We start from the raw sequence: 15848 nt of genomic DNA, 5'->3' as shown, positions 1-15848 counted from the left end.
ACAAAATCAGCTTGGCATACCACCCTTTTAAAGAATACTTCCCCCATCCCAGTGGTTGGGGGAATCAAAAATGTACATTCTTAAACGAACGAAAATGTACATTATATAGTTGACATTTATAATCTAGAAGGAAATAGTTCATTTCATATCGAAATAAGGACAAACAATGTGCGCATAAGCTAAGTCTAACTGTGCATCATTTTTAAATTTGAATATTTAACTAATGGAGGTACATTCATGCTGCAAAATCTCGGATCACGAATTCGGACTTTACGTACCAATAAGGGAATCAGTTTAAATGCATTCGCAGAAAAATTGGATGTTTCACCAGGTTATCTCAGTAATTTGGAGACAGGAAAAACGGATACGATTCAATTATCACTACTTGAAAAATTGCAAAATGAATTATATGTTTTACCGCTAAAAGCTGGCACATCGGATGAATTAGAATCTCGACTCAATCATGCCATGGAACAATTGAGAAAGTTAGAAAAACTTAATCCAGATGCAGCCCAATATTTGCTAAACACCTTTGAGCGGGGATTAGAGCTTTTATTGAAAAATTAGTTTACAGGAACATTATTGACACTTTTTAACATCCTTGTTCATATTGGTGAACAATCTGTTTATAATAATGAATGAATTTCAAAAAAAAAGGAGAGTCTAACCAGTAGTGGTTGGACTCTCTTTCATTGTTTCCACAGAAACATCGACAACTTTGCTGGAGTCTAAATTAAGCTCCTTATTTAAGAAATGGATAGCTGAACAACACCTGACTTTCTTTTCCCAAAGCAGAAAAAATCGTTTTATTTTTTCTTGATTTGTCTCATTTAAGTCTGATATTGCATCGAAACCAACATTTCCAAACCTGAAGCTAATTTTTAAATCGTCCATGCAATCCCCCTTTATACATGTCTATGCGAGGAATTGAATTGGACAACCCTATTTTCTTTTATTAATGATTTTTACTGTTTTCTCATATAAATGGACAAACAGGACTTGGAGGAAACTTAATGAATGAATTTTCATTAGAAAATGCTAGGTCGGTCGCACTTTACTGCCGTGTTTCAACCGACGAGCAGGCACGAGAAGGAGTTTCATTAGATGAACAACAGGACCGTTTAAAAGCATATTGCCGAGCGATGGGCTGGGATGAAATTCCTCTCCTATTTATTGATGATGGATACTCGGCAAAAAACTTAGATCGTCCACAACTAAATAAGCTTTTAAAAGAGGTGGACAAGGGAACCATTTCAAGAATCTTGGTTACGAAACTCGATCGCTTAAGCAGACGCTTATTGGACTTGCTGAAACTGATTGACACATTTCAGGAGCATAAAGTTTCTTTTATATCTATTAGTGAATCATTTGACACAAATACCCCTTCTGGTCGATTGACACTTCAAGTTCTTGGAGCTGTTGCTGAATTTGAACGTGAAAGAATTCGTGAACGGGTATTTGATAATATGCTACATGCAGCTAACCAGGGGAAATGGCTTACGCAAAGCCCATACGGCTATGACCTTATCAATAAAGAACTTGTCATTAATGATACTGAATCGAAAGTGGTAAAAAAAGTGTTTGACCTTTACCTTCAAAAAGGATTTGGGTATTACAGCATTGCAAAACAGTTAAATGAAGAAGGTATTCCGTCAAAGCAAAAAAAAGAATGGTCGATTCGTTCTATCAAGCTTATGCTGACGAATCCTGTTTACAAGGGGACATTGGTTTGGAATCGAATTGATAGGAGTAATCAAAAGCAAGTAGAAAAAGATGATGAGGAATGGGTAGTGGTTGAGCATGCACTCCCCTCAATTATTGATGAAGAAACTTGGGATGCTGTCCAAAAAAAAGTTCCTGGTAAAAAAATACACCCTCGGTCCAAAACGAGCCCACATTTACTTGGAGGATTATTAAAATGTGGCAAATGTTGTGCTGCAATGAGTATCAGTTGGATGGGACCTAAAACAAAAAGAAGGCGTGTTTACCGCTGTTCAGCCAATAAGAATAAAGGTACATGCACAAGTAAATGGTACAACGCTTCGGATGTAGAAAATTGGTTTAAAGTGGGATTGCAGCAATTATCCAAATCGATCAATCAATCCTATGTTATTATGATTGCCAGTCAAGTGAAAGAAGAAGAAAAAAGAGAAATACAGCAACAAATACATTCTGCAAAGAACCGTTACAAACGTAAAGTAGAAGCCTATACGGCTGGCTTAATTGAATTAAAGGATTTACAAGCAGAAAAGGACAGAATGGAAAGACTAGTAGAAGAAGCAAAAAATCGAGAATCAACCACTTCTGTTAACACTTCGGAGCTTGAAGACAAGGTTAATAAAAAAATTGCGACTGTAATTGACGCAATCGATAATCTTCCCGTTGTCGAAGCTAAATCCTTAGTCCAAACACTGGTAGAGAAGGTTGTACTATATGAAGAAAAAAATATCGAAATTGTACTATTAAACCCATCGTAGGAGTGAACAACATGAAATCCATTACTCTTATGGATATGTTAGTAACGAAATCTTTTAGCAATATTTTAAAACTAAAATGCGAATTAATTAAACAAAAAAACACGGGGATGGTCTTTTATAAAGAAGACATTAGTAAATTGCCAATTGATTATCCTTTTGAATTCTATTTTTATTTGACCAAAGGAACGATCTTATATCAAAATGCTTTCCCTATTCCAGCTAATCATTATAAGCCTTGGATGAGAAAAAATAACAATATACAGCATCTGTTACCGTATTTTCAATCCTATTATGAAACAGAATCCCCTTTCGATTCATTATATTTTGAAAGCCTCTCCCTTTTTAAAGGGAGAAAATTCGTTTGGTTTTATAAAGGAGGTATATCAGATGTCTCATAATTGGGTTCCTCACGATATTCCTTTAGAACAACATCCAAATTATCCATTAATTATGTATTTATCACGACAATTCCTAATTGATCCTATCATAGGGCATTACTTATATCTACATGGGTTTAATAATGAAGAGAAACTTAAAAGATTCTTGGAGCCTAACATTGCGGAAGATTTGCATGACCCATTTTTAATGAATGATATGAAAAAAGCAGTAATTCGTATAATCAAAGCAATTAAACAAAAGGAAAAAATCCTGATTTTTGGTGATTACGATTGTGATGGCATTACCTCTACATCACTCCTCTATTTAGCTTTAAGGCAATTTAAGGGTGAAGTAACCTATCGTTTACCCCTAAGAAGTGAAGGATATGGGCTGTCAACACATGCCATGAAGCAAATAGGTGCGGATATTTCACTTGTCATCACAGTCGATAATGGGACAAGCTCACACGAAGCAATGATGGTAGCAAAGGAGAAAGGGATTGATGTAATCGTAACTGATCATCATGAAATATTAGGACCTTATCCAAACTGCTATGCATTTATTAACCCTAATCGTCACGATAATAAATATCCATTTACCTCTCTTTCTGGTGCTGGAGTTGCACTTAAAATGGTACAAGCATTATATCTAGCGGCTAAACGAAAGATTGATGTAGAGTTCCATTCATACTTAGAATTAGCCACGTTGGGCACAATCGCAGATTTAATGCCCATCATAGATGAAAATCGTGTTATTTGTTCTCTAGGCTTACGGAAAATGAATCCTTGAGCCTCATCCTGTCTTTAAAAGGATTTTTGAAACATCATTTGTTAAGGTTGTTGACAGTTCTACAATTGGTTATACACTTGGGCCAATCCTCAATTCTAGCGGTCGAATTGGAGACCCCAATATTGCCGTTGACATCTTAACAAAAGCGGAAATAAAAGAAGCACAAATAGATTCCTTGATTCATTTAAATACCAAACGAAAGGAATTAACAAATCAACAATTCATCTTGGCTGAAAATCAAATTAAACAAAGACAACTATACAATGATAAGGTTATTGTTGTATTTGATGATTTTCATAATGGAATTATCGGCATTGTTGCTGCAAAAATTACAGAAATGTACAAAAAGCCTTCGATTGTTATTTCTACAACTGGGATAGGATCTGCTAGAAGTGTTAATGGGAGTGGTTTCTCAATAATAAATGTAATTAATAATTCTTCCGAACTGTTAAAGAAGTACGGTGGGCATCAAGCCGCAGCTGGTCTCTCCATTACACCTAAAGAAAAACAAATTCATCAATTCCGAACTGCTATTCTACAAGTATCAGAAAACGAGGTGTTCAATACGCCAGCGTTAACCTACATCAGAAAGATGGAGATACAAAATTTTTATGATGAATTGTTTGAAAGCATCACATATTTAGAGCCATATGGGATAAACATTCCAAAGCCACTTTTTTATAGTGATTCTAAGAGGATCCCATCAACTACTGTCTTCGGGACAAATAGTGAACATATGAAGCTAACTTACCGAAAGAATGAAGCAATTGCTTTCAATAAAGGATCTCTAAGCCATGTCATTTCGAGAAACAGACCCGTTCATGCCCTATATTCAACTTTTTGCAATAAGAAAAAGAACTTTCTAATACACTCACTTAAAGTTGAATAATAAAACAGTGGCTAACTTTTAGTCATTAGCCACTGTAATTTCGAGTTCCTCTTGATAAGGTTTTAGGCCACTGTGTTTTTCAAAGTAGTGCAAAACTGCATTATTAATAAGCCTTTTTTGTTGTTTATAAACCCTCTCGGTAAAAGGACAAGTTATTGATCCGTTCTCAGTAATTAGATTGGATTTTATCTTTCCATTTTTAAATATTTGTTCATAAACACTCCTTAAGTGTCTATCGATCATACCCTTTTCCAAATTGTGTTCTATACTTGAGACTGTTTCTTCACCTAAGTCTTTAAATTCTTCAAAAGATAACTCTTTTTTTACGGTATTTCCCTTCTTGGTTTGGTCATTACCTTTAATTCCTAAATCGATCTTTTTTGATGATAAGTCCTTTAGTTTTTTATTTTCATCATCAGTAATTTTGAACAATTCAGATAACGTTTCGATTTCATCAAGTAGAACGTTGTTTTCTTCCTTTAATCCATTATATAGTTCAAGTGTTTCAATTAACTCCATTTCCAATATTTGTTTCTCTTGTTGTAGGTCATTCAATGCATTCTCAAGACTCAATACACGTTCACGTAGTCCATCATTTTCGGTTTCAATTAATTGCAGGTTATTATTTAGAATTTCTTGATTTTCAGTGATGTTCTCTTCCTGAAATTCAGGTTTTAGCTGCCTTACATAACATTCATAAATTTGCATAATTGATGGTAATCCAGGGCGTTGTTCCTCAATAAATTCAAACAACTCGTCCTCTGAAACCCTATATCCCTCTTTGCGATTTTCACTTCTTATTCCTTGAATTTTTCCTTCACGAATCCAACGAGCCACCATCTGTTGTGAATCAGTTATATAGTATTTTTGTAATATGGCAAGGACTTCATGAACATTGTATTCTCTCATGCTAATATCCCCCTCATAACATTACTCATGTAACTATATGAAATATTTCCTTAAAAATAACTGTAAATTAAACGACATTAAAGGTTAAAAAGTTAAAAATTTCTAAAATTTTACACAAATTGTTATAATTATTACAGAAATAAAAATAAGGGGGCTTTCAAATGAAACTAGGAAGAATACAAATCAAAAATTTCAGAAGGATTGAAACAGCTGATATTACGTTTGATTCAACTACATTCCTAATTGGTGCAAATAATGTAGGAAAAACAAGTGTAATAAGTGCAATCGATGCATTGTTATCATTAGGAAATGATAAACTCACACCAGATGATTTTCGATTAATTAATGAAAATGAAAGAGCTGAGAGTATAGAAATCATTGGATATTTTAAGGACATACCACCAGAAATTCAAACCAGCAGAGGTTTTAGAGGAAGAGTTGTTAATGGAGAATTTGTCTATAAAAAAACATATACGATAACTAGTTTGAAGCCTGCTATAAGCACCTTTGAATATGACTATACGATATCAGAGGAATACGCGAATATAGACACTCCAGCAACATTGATGGACAAACTCAATATAAATGAATCTGATCTAAAGGCGTTGATTGGTAATTTCTCGAAGACAAAGCTTCCTGAAAGATGGCATCTAAATATCGATGGTGCTTATGAAATCGATTTTGAATCTGAACCAAAAGAAATTTCAAATCCAGGTGGGTTACCTAGTATAGTTGTATCAAAATTACCAAGGTTATTACATATCCCAGCTTATACCAATGTAAACGATATTGGTAAAGGGGACGGTAATACACTTTTAGCAGAATGTTTAGGCATTTTATTCGACGATCTGATTAGCCAAAGTGCATTAGCTGCTGGAATACAAGAAAACTTAGCCTTTCTTCAACAAGAGATGTCTCCTGACCAAGAAGGTTCAATGATTAATACTCTATGTAATGAGGTAAACCAAGTAATTGGTGATGTATTCCCTAACTGTGGAATTAAAATAGATCCATCCCTTAAAGATCTAACAAGTGTGCTTAAGCCCCAATATAATGTTTCAATGTATTCTAATGTAGATACAAACGCAGATAAACAAGGGACTGGATTAGTACGAACAGGCATTTTCTCAATACTAAGATATCATTCTCGTTTAAAGTTAGAAGGCGGAACCGTTACGCGTCCACTTCTTGTAGCATTCGAAGAGCCAGAGATATACTTACATCCTGCCGCAGCCAACCTCTTAAGGGACACAATTTACGCACTCGGTGAGTCTGATCAAATTATTTGTACGACTCATTCACCTTGGATGATTGATCTTTCTAAGAATTGGCAGTCATTAACCAAGATGGAACTAAATGATGATTCCTTTACAATCGCAATCAATTACGGATTATCTGAAGCCTCCACTCATTTATTGGATGATGAGAAGGAACTATTAAAAATGATTAAAACATTCGATGATGAATTATCGAGGATTTTCTTTACCGAAAAGTGTATTGTTGTTGAGGGAGATTCCGAGGTCATTGCAATAAAACAAACCCTGGATTTCATTCCACCAGAGTACAGAAGAGAGATTCATTCAAAAACTCAGATAATTAAAGCTAGAGGGAAAGCCACAATGATTCCACTTATTAAATACTTAAATGCCTTGAATATTTCTTACCATGTTATCCATGATAGGGACCAAGGGACCGAAGGCGCAGAACGATTTAACCCATTCATTGCCGCTGCTGTTGGTAATACTACAAACATCACATTATTAGAAGAATGTTTAGAAAATTGTTTGGGCTACCCTTCACCAAGTTCGGACAAGCCATATAAAGTTTATAAAAAAACTTCAGAATGGAATAGTTGGGATGATATTCCTCAAGCATGGAAAAATGTTATGGAACGAGCTTACGGTATTAACTTGGATTAATCTTTGCTTGGTTTCAATAAAAAAAGTGACCTTTTATCATAAAATGGTCACTTTTTCTTATATCGAAGGTTAAAAATTTGAACACCTATGCGATAGGATGCCCAACCTTCATTCATAATTTTTGTTTCTAATTGAGGCCAAAAGTAAAGCATCTCTTCTCTCATCATCGTTAAAATATCCCGTTGCCAATCTTCCAACTCACGACTATGCAATTCGATAAAAAGAAGTAAATCTTTCTCTGGCTTAGGCGGGAATTTCTTTTTCTTATATCGTATTGTTGGCTTTTCCTCTTCTTTTTGATCTAAACTCCATAGATCGTCATAAGGAGTTTTTGGAACAAACACATCCTCTTCCTCATCCTCATCTTCTTGAACAAATAAATTTGGTCGAACTAAAGACGGATCAATATGCTCCTGAATGGCTAATACTGCATCTAAAAATTGCTCAACTTCATCTTTTCCATAAAGGATTTCATAATTCGCGATTCGTTCTGCAGTTGCCGTCATACTTTCAACCATATCTCGTCTTGTATTAGAAAAACGAATATTATTTTTGAAAAAATCACAGTGCGCCAACACATGGGCGATAATTAGTTTATTTTGCGTTAATGTATTTGTATCTAATAAAAAAGCATAGCATGGGTTCGAATTGATAACCAATTCATAAATTTGGCTTAATCCTAAATCATATTGAAGTTTCATTTTATGAAATTGTTTTCCAAAGCTCCAATGTGAAAAGCGAGTAGGCATTCCATAAGCTCCAATAGTATAAATAATATCTGCTGGACATATCTCATAATGCATTGGGAAAAAATCAAGACCAAACCCAACTGCAATTTCCGTAATTTCATCAATTGCTTTATGAAGCTCTTTTTCCATCTTTACTCCCCCCTAAAAATAAATTAAACTATGCTTTCTTGTTTTTGGAAGAAGCTTTTCAATGCCTCATATACATCTTTCTTTTGCCTTATAATGTAATGACGAAACTTCGGATTATCTATTTTTTTAAATGTCGACATCAATGAAGAATAACGGTTGTTTGGGTTGACTTCCCCATAGCCAAACATACTTGAAATATCCATTAATTCATTCACTAATTTCAAACATTTCTCATTGTCTGTTGAAAAATTTTCACCATCAGAAAAATGCACAGGGTAAATATTATAACGAACTGGATTATATTTTTGATCAACTAATTCCAACGCTTTTGAGTACGCGGATGAGCAAATTGTTCCTCCACTTTCTCCCTTTGTAAAAAATTCTTCCTCCGTCACTACTTTAGCTTCTGTATGGTGGGCGATAAATTCTATTTCAACAGATTGATATTTTGTACGTAAAAATCGTGTCATCCAAAAGAAAAAACTTCTTGCACAAAACTTTTCAAAATTCCCCATAGATCCACTTGTGTCCATCATCGCAAGGACTACTGCCCTCGTTTCAGGTTTTATTACTTCATCCCAAGTTTTAAAGCGTAAATCATCATTATGAATTGGTGAAATTTCTGCTTTACCTTTGATTGCATTGCGTTTAATCGCAGTTAAAATCGTTCTTTTTTTATCGATATTGCCCATAAGCCCTTTTTTTCGAATATCATTAAATTCTATTTTTTCTACTGTAATTTCTGCCATTTCCTTCTTCTCTAAATTAGGAAGCTCTAACTCTTTAAATAGTACGTTTTGAACTTCTTCAATACTTACTTCTGCCTCATAGTAGTCATTGCCAGGCTGATCTCCTGCTTTTTTGCCTTGGCCTGCAGCTTGATCACCCGGTTTTCCGTCTCGGGCGACAACATCTCCTACTTTACTATCACCTTGACCTTGCCCAACGTGTTTCGATTTTCCATAATTGTAGCGAATTTTATACTCATCTAATGAACGAATTGGTATTTTAATAACTTCTCGACCATTCGACATAATTATGCTTTCTTCACTAATTAAATCTGGTAAATTATTTTTAATAGCATCCTTCACCTTATCCATATGTCTTTGTTGATCTTGGTACCCTTTACGATGGAGGGACCAGTTTTCCTGAGAGACGACAAAGTTTCGATTCTGATTTTCACTCATTTTATCCTCACCCATCTTAATGATATTTCCCACTTAACAGCTTTGAGAAAATCACTTTTTTTATAATATGCGAATTTTCTGATATATTTCACTGTTTTTTTAAAATAAAAAACGAGTGTCCTTAATTTTATGGACACTCGATTAAATATATTACCTATTTAATAAACTTCCTACATATCTTAATAATTCATTCGCTGATGTGGAGTCATAGCCATGCTCATCTATTAGTCTTGCTACTACTTCATTTATTTTTTTCAACTGCGACTCATCAGGGGTTTTCGATGAAGTCGTAATTTTCACAACATCTTTTAAATCTGCAAACAATTTCTTCTGAATCGCTTCTCGTAATCTTTCATGAGAATTGTAATCAAATCGTTTACCTTTTCTCGCAAAGGCAGAAAGGCGAATTAAAATTTCTTCACGGAATGCTCGTTTTGCATTTTCCGAAACACCGATTTGCTCTTCAATCGAACGCATTAATTTTTCATCTGGATTCATTTCTTCACCAGTTAATGGATCACGGAGTTTATTTTTATTGCAAAACGCTTCCACATTGTCTAGATAATTGTTCATCAAAGTTTTTGCAGATTCTTCATAAGAGTACACAAATGCCTTTTGTACTTCATTTTTCGCTATTTCGTCATACTCTCGTCTTGCCACCGCAATATAGTTCATATATTTTTCTTTATCTTCTTCAGAAATAGAAGCGTGCTGATCTAGCCCATCTTTTAAAGCTCGAAGTACGTCTAATGCATTAATCGATGGAACTTCTTTTCGAATGATTGCGGATGAAATTCGGTTAATAATGTAACGCGGATCAATACCATGCATACCTTCATTTGGATATTCCTTTTTCAATTCCTCAACATCAATGGAATTAAATCCTTCAACACTTTCTCCATCATATAAACGCATTTTCTTAACTATATCTATACCTTGCTTTTTCGGCACTTCAAGTCTAGTTAAGACAGAGAAAATTGCTGCCGCCCGTAATGCGTGTGGTGCAATATGAACGTGGGACATATCACTTTCGCGAATCATTTTTTCATATATGCGCTCTTCCTCACTTACCTTCAAATTGTAAGGAATCGGCATTACGATAATTCTTGAATGTAAAGCCTCGTTCTTTTTGTTAGAAATAAATGAGCGATATTCAGTCTCGTTCGTATGTGCCACGATAAGCTCATCTGCACTAATCAAGGCAAAGCGACCCGCTTTGAAATTCCCTTCCTGTGTTAAGGATAATAAATGCCATAAAAACTTCTCATCCAGCTTTAACATTTCTTGAAATTCCATCATACCTCGATTTGCTTTATTTAATTCACCATCAAAACGGTATGCTCTTGGATCTGATTCTGATCCATACTCAGCAATTGTGGAAAAGTCTATACTTCCAGTTAAATCTGCAATATCCTGTGATTTTGGGTCAGATGGTGTAAATGTTCCTATACCAACACGTCTATCTTCAGAAAAGAATATACGCTCAACCATTACATCTTCAATGCATCCACCATATTCTTGTTCTAAACGCATTGTGTTTAAAGGTGACAGGCTTCCCTCAATTCTTATTCCATATTCTCTATAGAAGTCTTCTCTTAAATGATGCGGAATAAGATGGAGGGGATCTTCATGCATTGGGCATCCCTTAATCGCATAAACTGCTCCTTCATCTGTTCGAGAATATTGTTCTAACCCTCGTTTTAATAAAGTAACAATTGTTGATTTTCCTCCACTCACTGGTCCCATTAACAAGAGGATTCGTTTTCTTACATCTAATCTTCTTGCTGCTGGATGGAAGTATTCCTCTACAAGTCTTTCAAGTGCTGTTTCTAGTCCAAAAATTTCTTTCCCAAAGAAATGGTACATTTTTTGACCATCTCTTTCTACAACACCTGCGCTTTTAATCATATTATAGACGCGTGAATGAGCCGTTTGAGCAACTTCAGGTCTATCTTTAAGAATTTCTAAGTATTCTGCAAACGTACCTTCCCACTTCAATCGATCCTCTTCTTCTCTGAAACTTTTAACCCTGCTTAAAATATCGATAGTCTTCCCTCCATTCAGGGCGTGTTTTATACATAGTATGAAGATAGTTCGCTAATGATACCGAATACTTTTTACTCAAGTTTACGAATTGTAACTTCACATGATAAAAAAACAAGGCACCATCCAAAGAAACTTTATGGTTGGCGCCTTGTTTTGTTTAATTTTTTCTTTTATATAAAATTCCTAGTGTGTTAGGTCCACAATGGCTTGAAACTGTGCAACCAGCAGTTGTTTCAATAATTTCTTCAAAATTCGCGAAACGTGCAACAGCTTCTTTAACTTTTGCTACTGTTTCAGGTGCGCAATGAGAATGAGTAATAAATAATCGGCTGTAATCAATATTATCGTTGTTTTCTAATCGGTCTTTCACATAATTTTCAAGACATCGTTCGAAATTACCTCGATATTTTTTCCCGACATGCATTTTCCCATCAACAACCTCTATAGATGGTTTAATTTTAAGTAATGTAGCGCCTAGTGCTTCAATACTTGAACACCGGCCACCTTTACGCAAGTAATCCATTTTATCGATTACAAAACTTGCATCCACTTTTGGAATAACATTCTCTAATTGTTTGCAAATTTCCTCAGGTTCAATGCCATCTTCCGCCAATAAAGCGGCATCATACACAATATGGCCGCTCCCTGTTGATAGATTGCTTGAATCAACAACATAAACATTGTCAAAATTTTCAGCAGCTAGTTTCGCATTTTGGTAGGAGGAAGAAAAATCTGAACCTAAACATATATGTATAACCGCATCATATTTTGGTGATAACCCTGCAAAAAAGTTCTCGTATTCAAACGTATTGACAGCTGCTGTTGTACAGGTTTTATTTTGTTCTCCGACATATTTAAAAATTTCTTTTGGTGTAATATCAACACCGTCACGAAAATCTTCATCATCGATTAAAACATGCAGTGGCATTAATGAAATATTCAATTGGTCGATAAGAGCTGGAGAAAGATCACATGTACTATCCGCAGTAATTTTAATCATACTCATAACCCCTTCTATAAAGACTCTTTTTTCCATTATATCACATTTAATATCCTGTCTATTGATATGCTGACATACCCTATATAATTCCGCATGCAATATTTGTCATTTTTTTGCGAATAAAAGTAAATATTCGCTCATATATATTGTTGTAATGCAGAATCTGGAAGGAGGATTACTTTGTTTTCTCAATTTAGATATTGGAAGCCCTACATCAGTCCATTTGATCCCTGCAAACCCATTCGTGTAAAAAGCTATTCAACACCTCCACAGCTCTTTATGGGATTTCAACCACCAGGACTTCCACAATTTCAAACTCCACACCAAGCATTAATGCACGGAACACTTTGGCCAGCTTTATTTAGCCCATATCCAGATCCCAAAAAAGGGGTGAAGCCTAATGACTAAACAAATGCCCCCAGAATATTATCAGTTATTAGAAGAAATTCAAGCAATTGATTTCGTTTTAGTAGAACTGAACCTTTACCTAAATACTCACCAACACGATATGGAAGCCATTAAACAATTCAATGAAACAGCCCAATTAAGTATGCAATTAAAAGTTAATTTTGAGAAAAAATTTGGACCACTCATGAATTTTGGAAGGAGCTATTCAAATTATCCATGGGATGTGGATGACACACCATGGCCATGGCAAGTTTAGAAAAACAAAATTTGCTCGATTAGCTTCTAAACTCGTCGGCTACTCTGACACATAATTTTGCTCATGAAGGAAGAGTCGAAGCGATGCTAGAGGTTAACCTCTTAAGCTAGATAATTAAAAAAGTAAAGTACGGCTATCGCTGCGTCAAAAACAAAATTACTGAATATGAGGGGTGAAAACAAGGGATGTTTTATTATGAAAAAAAACTTCAATATCCCGTTAGAGTAAGTACGTGTAACCCTATGCTCGCGAAATTTCTTATTGAGCAGTATGGAGGTGCCGACGGGGAGTTAGCTGCCGCACTGCGATATATGAATCAACGTTATTCAATTCCGAATAAAGTGATTGGTCTACTGAACGATATTGCGATGGAAGAATTTTCCCACCTTGAAATGATTGCAACAATGGTCTACAAACTTACAAAAGATGCAACTCCGGAACAAATTAAAGCAGCAGGTATAGCTGACCATTATGTAGATCACGACCGGGCCTTATTTTATCATAATGCAGCAGGTGTTCCATTTACTGCAACGTACATCCAAGCAAAAGGCGACCCAATTGCTGACCTCTATGAAGATATTGCCGCTGAAGAAAAAGCCCGCGCAACATACCAATGGATTATTGACCTTTCAGACGACCCTGACTTAAATGATGGCTTAAAATTCTTGCGTGAACGTGAAGTAGTTCACTCCCAACGATTCAGAGAAGCAGTAGAAATTTTAAAAGAAGAGCAGGGTAAAAAGAAATTCTTTTAATAATACTTAAGACGATGACTATTTTAGCATCGTCTTTTTCTAATTCAATCTACTTCCTAGTCCCCTCGTTGATTTACTGTTTTTACTAAACTATTCCGTCTTATAATTCTATTCATTTTCATTTTTTAAGAGAATTCCTCATTATTAATTAAATATAAAAAAAATTTATTCTAAACACATTTCCAATTTAATGTTAAATAAATATTTCCTTCATTATAATTAAATCACTACATAAAAAATATTAAGGAGGCACTTTAAATGGCTAGAATTATTGAAGCGAAAGCTGGCAGCACGCCTTTCCAAAGGCTTTTAGGTCATAATAAAGAAGTAATGGAGGCATGGTCCCAACTGGGAGATACATTAGAAAAAGATGGACACTTATCTTCTGAATTAAAGGAACAAGTAAGAAGAACTTTAGCGCAAAGTAATGGGTGTGAATATTGCAAAGCGAAAGGAAAGCCTGAACCTGAAAAGTTTAATGAAAAAATTTCAGTAGCAACAGGATTTGCAGAAGTATTTTTAAAGCAAAAAGGGGATATTCCCGATTCAATCTTTAATATATTAAGAGAATGCTTTACAGAAGAAGAAATCAGTGAACTATGTGCATTTATTACATTTACAACTGCTCAGCAATATTTCGGGGCAATCATGAAACTAGAGGCTATATAAATCCTCTTTAATCATAAAGCTGCTCTAAAATAACGGATAAAAGAAATTCTTCTTCAACCAATCCTTTATCCCCTACAAAAAATAAAGGAGTTTTTATGCGGTCTTTTTGCTTGTATTTTCTACTAATCATAAGGAAAATTCACTTGCTAATTTAGCAGCTATCATGAGAAGATTGGTTCTATGATAAATAGTAGAAAGTTTGGTGAACATAGTGAATACAAAAGCTTTATTACTCGGACTTTTAACTGTTTTAATATGGGGGTCTACTTTTGCTGCAAATAGCGTCAGCTTACAAGGTGGCTTTTCAGCAGGGCATTTAATATTATATAGATTCATCATTGCTTCTATTATTTTTGGTATACTTTCCTTAATTCCTACAATGAAAATACGGTTACCAAAAAAAGAAGATCTTTTAAAAATTACACTTTTAGGATTTGTAGGAATAAGTGGTTATCATATATGTGCTACATTCGGTCAATTAACTGTTAGTGCAGGAACAGCCGGTATGTTAATAGGTTCGGGGCCAATCTTTACGACGATATTTGCAATTTTAATTTTAAAAGAGCGATTAAGCTCGGTTGGATGGGTTGGATTAGGCTTTGGATTTGTTGGAATTATTTTAATAGCAATCGGGTCAGGTGATACATCACTTGGAATTGCTCCAGGAGTATTTTTAACAATCGCTGCTGCTATTGCAACTTCCATCTTCTTTGTCTATCAAAAGCCTTTCTTTAAAAAATATAGCGCTATTGAATTAACTGCTTATTGTACATGGGCAGGAACAATTCCATTTCTTATTTTCGCACCTGGGCTTATTCAGGATATTCAAACTGCAACATTGGAAGCAAACATTACAGCAATTTTTATAGGGATTTTCCCTACCGCATTTGCTTACTTAACATGGGCAATGGCCTTATCACTTGCTAATGCAAGCTCGGTCTCCAGCATCCTTTACTTAGAACCTGTTATTGCAATTACTGTTGCTTGGATCTGGTTAAATGAGCTGCCAACTATGGTTTCTATTATAGGCGGTATGATTGCTATTTCAGGTGTGTTGGTTGTGAATTTCTATGGTAAACGGCAAAATATTGTCGAAAACAGTGATCAGGTGAAAATGATCCAATAAAAAATGTCCCAAGAGCTAATTAGACTTTTGGGACTTTTTTAGGCTGTACAATTTATAACGTTGGTGAATGAAAATCACCTTCTCCCGAAAGTTGGAGAAGGTGATGGAATTTCACTAGCGTTATTTTCTTTTATTTTAATAATAGAAAACAAGTGAGGTTCC

The 15848-nt window shown here is 34.9% G+C and carries 17 protein-coding genes and 1 pseudogene; 11 read left to right on the top strand and 7 right to left on the bottom strand.

Annotated features, from left to right (window positions below):
• Positions 1-237 precede the first annotated feature (237 nt).
• The gene (locus tag EKG35_RS18160) at positions 238-567 is read left to right on the top strand and encodes a helix-turn-helix domain-containing protein (RefSeq protein WP_126295956.1); all 330 of its coding nucleotides are present in this window, start codon (positions 238-240) and stop codon (positions 565-567) included.
• Between the two features lie 96 nt (positions 568-663).
• Here the strand turns inward: EKG35_RS18160 and EKG35_RS18155 are convergent, their stop codons facing one another.
• The gene (locus tag EKG35_RS18155) at positions 664-894 is read right to left on the bottom strand and encodes a hypothetical protein (protein ID WP_126295955.1); all 231 of its coding nucleotides are present in this window, start codon (positions 892-894) and stop codon (positions 664-666) included.
• Positions 895-1013: 119 nt separating this feature from the next.
• Here EKG35_RS18155 and EKG35_RS18150 point away from each other — a divergent pair, with 119 nt between their 5' ends.
• The 4 genes from EKG35_RS18150 (at position 1014) to EKG35_RS21360 (ending at position 4533) form a co-directional block, all read left to right on the top strand.
• Entirely contained in the window at positions 1014-2477 is a 1464-nt protein-coding gene (locus EKG35_RS18150; RefSeq protein ID WP_126295954.1) for a recombinase family protein, read from the top strand.
• 11 nt (positions 2478-2488) lie between these two features.
• Positions 2489-2875 carry a hypothetical protein gene (locus tag EKG35_RS18145; protein WP_126295953.1) on the top strand — a complete coding sequence of 129 codons (387 nt, stop codon included), beginning with the start codon at positions 2489-2491 and terminating at the stop codon, positions 2873-2875.
• Positions 2865-3644: a single-stranded-DNA-specific exonuclease RecJ gene (locus EKG35_RS21365; RefSeq protein ID WP_246020481.1), complete on the top strand. Its 780-nt coding sequence runs from the start codon at positions 2865-2867 to the stop codon at positions 3642-3644. Before EKG35_RS18145 ends, EKG35_RS21365 begins: the two co-directional genes overlap by 11 nt.
• Before the next feature lie 175 nt (positions 3645-3819).
• Positions 3820-4533: a DHHA1 domain-containing protein gene (locus EKG35_RS21360; protein WP_246020479.1), complete on the top strand. Its 714-nt coding sequence runs from the start codon at positions 3820-3822 to the stop codon at positions 4531-4533.
• 18 nt (positions 4534-4551) lie between these two features.
• Here EKG35_RS21360 and EKG35_RS18135 read toward each other — a convergent pair whose 3' ends face one another.
• Complete coding sequence (locus EKG35_RS18135) at positions 4552-5442, bottom strand: MerR family transcriptional regulator (protein ID WP_126295952.1); 891 nt, start codon at positions 5440-5442, stop codon at positions 4552-4554.
• Between the two features lie 161 nt (positions 5443-5603).
• Here EKG35_RS18135 and EKG35_RS18130 point away from each other — a divergent pair, with 161 nt between their 5' ends.
• The gene (locus EKG35_RS18130) at positions 5604-7361 is read left to right on the top strand and encodes an ATP-dependent nuclease (protein WP_126295951.1); all 1758 of its coding nucleotides are present in this window, start codon (positions 5604-5606) and stop codon (positions 7359-7361) included.
• Positions 7362-7453: 92 nt separating this feature from the next.
• Here EKG35_RS18130 and EKG35_RS18125 read toward each other — a convergent pair.
• The 4 genes and pseudogenes from EKG35_RS18125 to EKG35_RS18110 all read right to left on the bottom strand — a co-directional run.
• A pseudogene (locus EKG35_RS18125) lies at positions 7454-8239 on the bottom strand (SpoVR family protein); the annotation flags it as partial.
• A 23-nt stretch (positions 8240-8262) separates the two neighbouring features.
• Entirely contained in the window at positions 8263-9426 is a 1164-nt protein-coding gene (yhbH, locus tag EKG35_RS18120; protein ID WP_126295950.1) for a sporulation protein YhbH, read from the bottom strand.
• Between the two features lie 150 nt (positions 9427-9576).
• A complete protein-coding gene (locus EKG35_RS18115) occupies positions 9577-11472 on the bottom strand; it encodes a PrkA family serine protein kinase (protein WP_126295949.1) in 1896 nt (631 codons plus the stop codon).
• Between the two features lie 157 nt (positions 11473-11629).
• The gene (locus EKG35_RS18110; protein ID WP_126295948.1) at positions 11630-12472 is read right to left on the bottom strand and encodes a DegV family protein; all 843 of its coding nucleotides are present in this window, start codon (positions 12470-12472) and stop codon (positions 11630-11632) included.
• A gap of 180 nt (positions 12473-12652) precedes the next feature.
• Here EKG35_RS18110 and EKG35_RS18105 point away from each other — a divergent pair, with 180 nt between their 5' ends.
• The 4 genes from EKG35_RS18105 to EKG35_RS18090 all read left to right on the top strand — a co-directional run bounded on the left by EKG35_RS18105 (position 12653) and on the right by EKG35_RS18090 (position 14560).
• Positions 12653-12880: a spore coat associated protein CotJA gene (locus EKG35_RS18105; protein ID WP_126295947.1), complete on the top strand. Its 228-nt coding sequence runs from the start codon at positions 12653-12655 to the stop codon at positions 12878-12880.
• Positions 12873-13136, top strand: a complete 264-nt coding sequence (locus tag EKG35_RS18100) for a spore coat protein CotJB (RefSeq protein WP_126295946.1) — start codon at positions 12873-12875, stop codon at positions 13134-13136. Before EKG35_RS18105 ends, EKG35_RS18100 begins: the two co-directional genes overlap by 8 nt.
• Before the next feature lie 185 nt (positions 13137-13321).
• Entirely contained in the window at positions 13322-13891 is a 570-nt protein-coding gene (locus tag EKG35_RS18095; RefSeq protein ID WP_126295945.1) for a manganese catalase family protein, read from the top strand.
• Between the two features lie 258 nt (positions 13892-14149).
• Entirely contained in the window at positions 14150-14560 is a 411-nt protein-coding gene (locus tag EKG35_RS18090; RefSeq protein ID WP_126295944.1) for a carboxymuconolactone decarboxylase family protein, read from the top strand.
• A gap of 7 nt (positions 14561-14567) precedes the next feature.
• Here the strand turns inward: EKG35_RS18090 and EKG35_RS21485 are convergent, their stop codons facing one another.
• Entirely contained in the window at positions 14568-14690 is a 123-nt protein-coding gene (locus EKG35_RS21485) for a hypothetical protein (RefSeq protein ID WP_281274636.1), read from the bottom strand.
• 81 nt (positions 14691-14771) lie between these two features.
• On the opposite strand from EKG35_RS21485, the gene EKG35_RS18085 reads away from it, so the two are divergent.
• The gene (locus tag EKG35_RS18085) at positions 14772-15686 is read left to right on the top strand and encodes a DMT family transporter (RefSeq protein WP_126295943.1); all 915 of its coding nucleotides are present in this window, start codon (positions 14772-14774) and stop codon (positions 15684-15686) included.
• Positions 15687-15848 lie beyond the last annotated feature (162 nt).

Source organism: Lysinibacillus telephonicus, from assembly GCF_003966145.1.
Lineage (GTDB): Bacteria > Bacillota > Bacilli > Bacillales_A > Planococcaceae > Ureibacillus > Ureibacillus telephonicus.
Note: the sequence above shows the minus strand (reverse complement) of the source record. Positions and strands in the feature narration are given on the sequence as shown.

Coding starts and splice junctions, on each gene's coding strand:
- EKG35_RS18160 (WP_126295956.1), top strand. CDS start 238: ATGCTGCAAAATCTCGGATCACGAATTCGGACTTTACGTACCAATAAG.
- EKG35_RS18155 (WP_126295955.1), bottom strand. CDS start 894: ATGGACGATTTAAAAATTAGCTTCAGGTTTGGAAATGTTGGTTTCGAT.
- EKG35_RS18150 (WP_126295954.1), top strand. CDS start 1,014: ATGAATGAATTTTCATTAGAAAATGCTAGGTCGGTCGCACTTTACTGC.
- EKG35_RS18145 (WP_126295953.1), top strand. CDS start 2,489: ATGAAATCCATTACTCTTATGGATATGTTAGTAACGAAATCTTTTAGC.
- EKG35_RS21365 (WP_246020481.1), top strand. CDS start 2,865: ATGTCTCATAATTGGGTTCCTCACGATATTCCTTTAGAACAACATCCA.
- EKG35_RS18135 (WP_126295952.1), bottom strand. CDS start 5,442: ATGAGAGAATACAATGTTCATGAAGTCCTTGCCATATTACAAAAATAC.
- EKG35_RS18130 (WP_126295951.1), top strand. CDS start 5,604: ATGAAACTAGGAAGAATACAAATCAAAAATTTCAGAAGGATTGAAACA.
- yhbH (WP_126295950.1), bottom strand. CDS start 9,426: ATGAGTGAAAATCAGAATCGAAACTTTGTCGTCTCTCAGGAAAACTGG.
- EKG35_RS18110 (WP_126295948.1), bottom strand. CDS start 12,472: ATGATTAAAATTACTGCGGATAGTACATGTGATCTTTCTCCAGCTCTT.
- EKG35_RS18100 (WP_126295946.1), top strand. CDS start 12,873: ATGACTAAACAAATGCCCCCAGAATATTATCAGTTATTAGAAGAAATT.
- EKG35_RS18095 (WP_126295945.1), top strand. CDS start 13,322: ATGTTTTATTATGAAAAAAAACTTCAATATCCCGTTAGAGTAAGTACG.
- EKG35_RS18090 (WP_126295944.1), top strand. CDS start 14,150: ATGGCTAGAATTATTGAAGCGAAAGCTGGCAGCACGCCTTTCCAAAGG.
- EKG35_RS21485 (WP_281274636.1), bottom strand. CDS start 14,690: ATGATTAGTAGAAAATACAAGCAAAAAGACCGCATAAAAACTCCTTTA.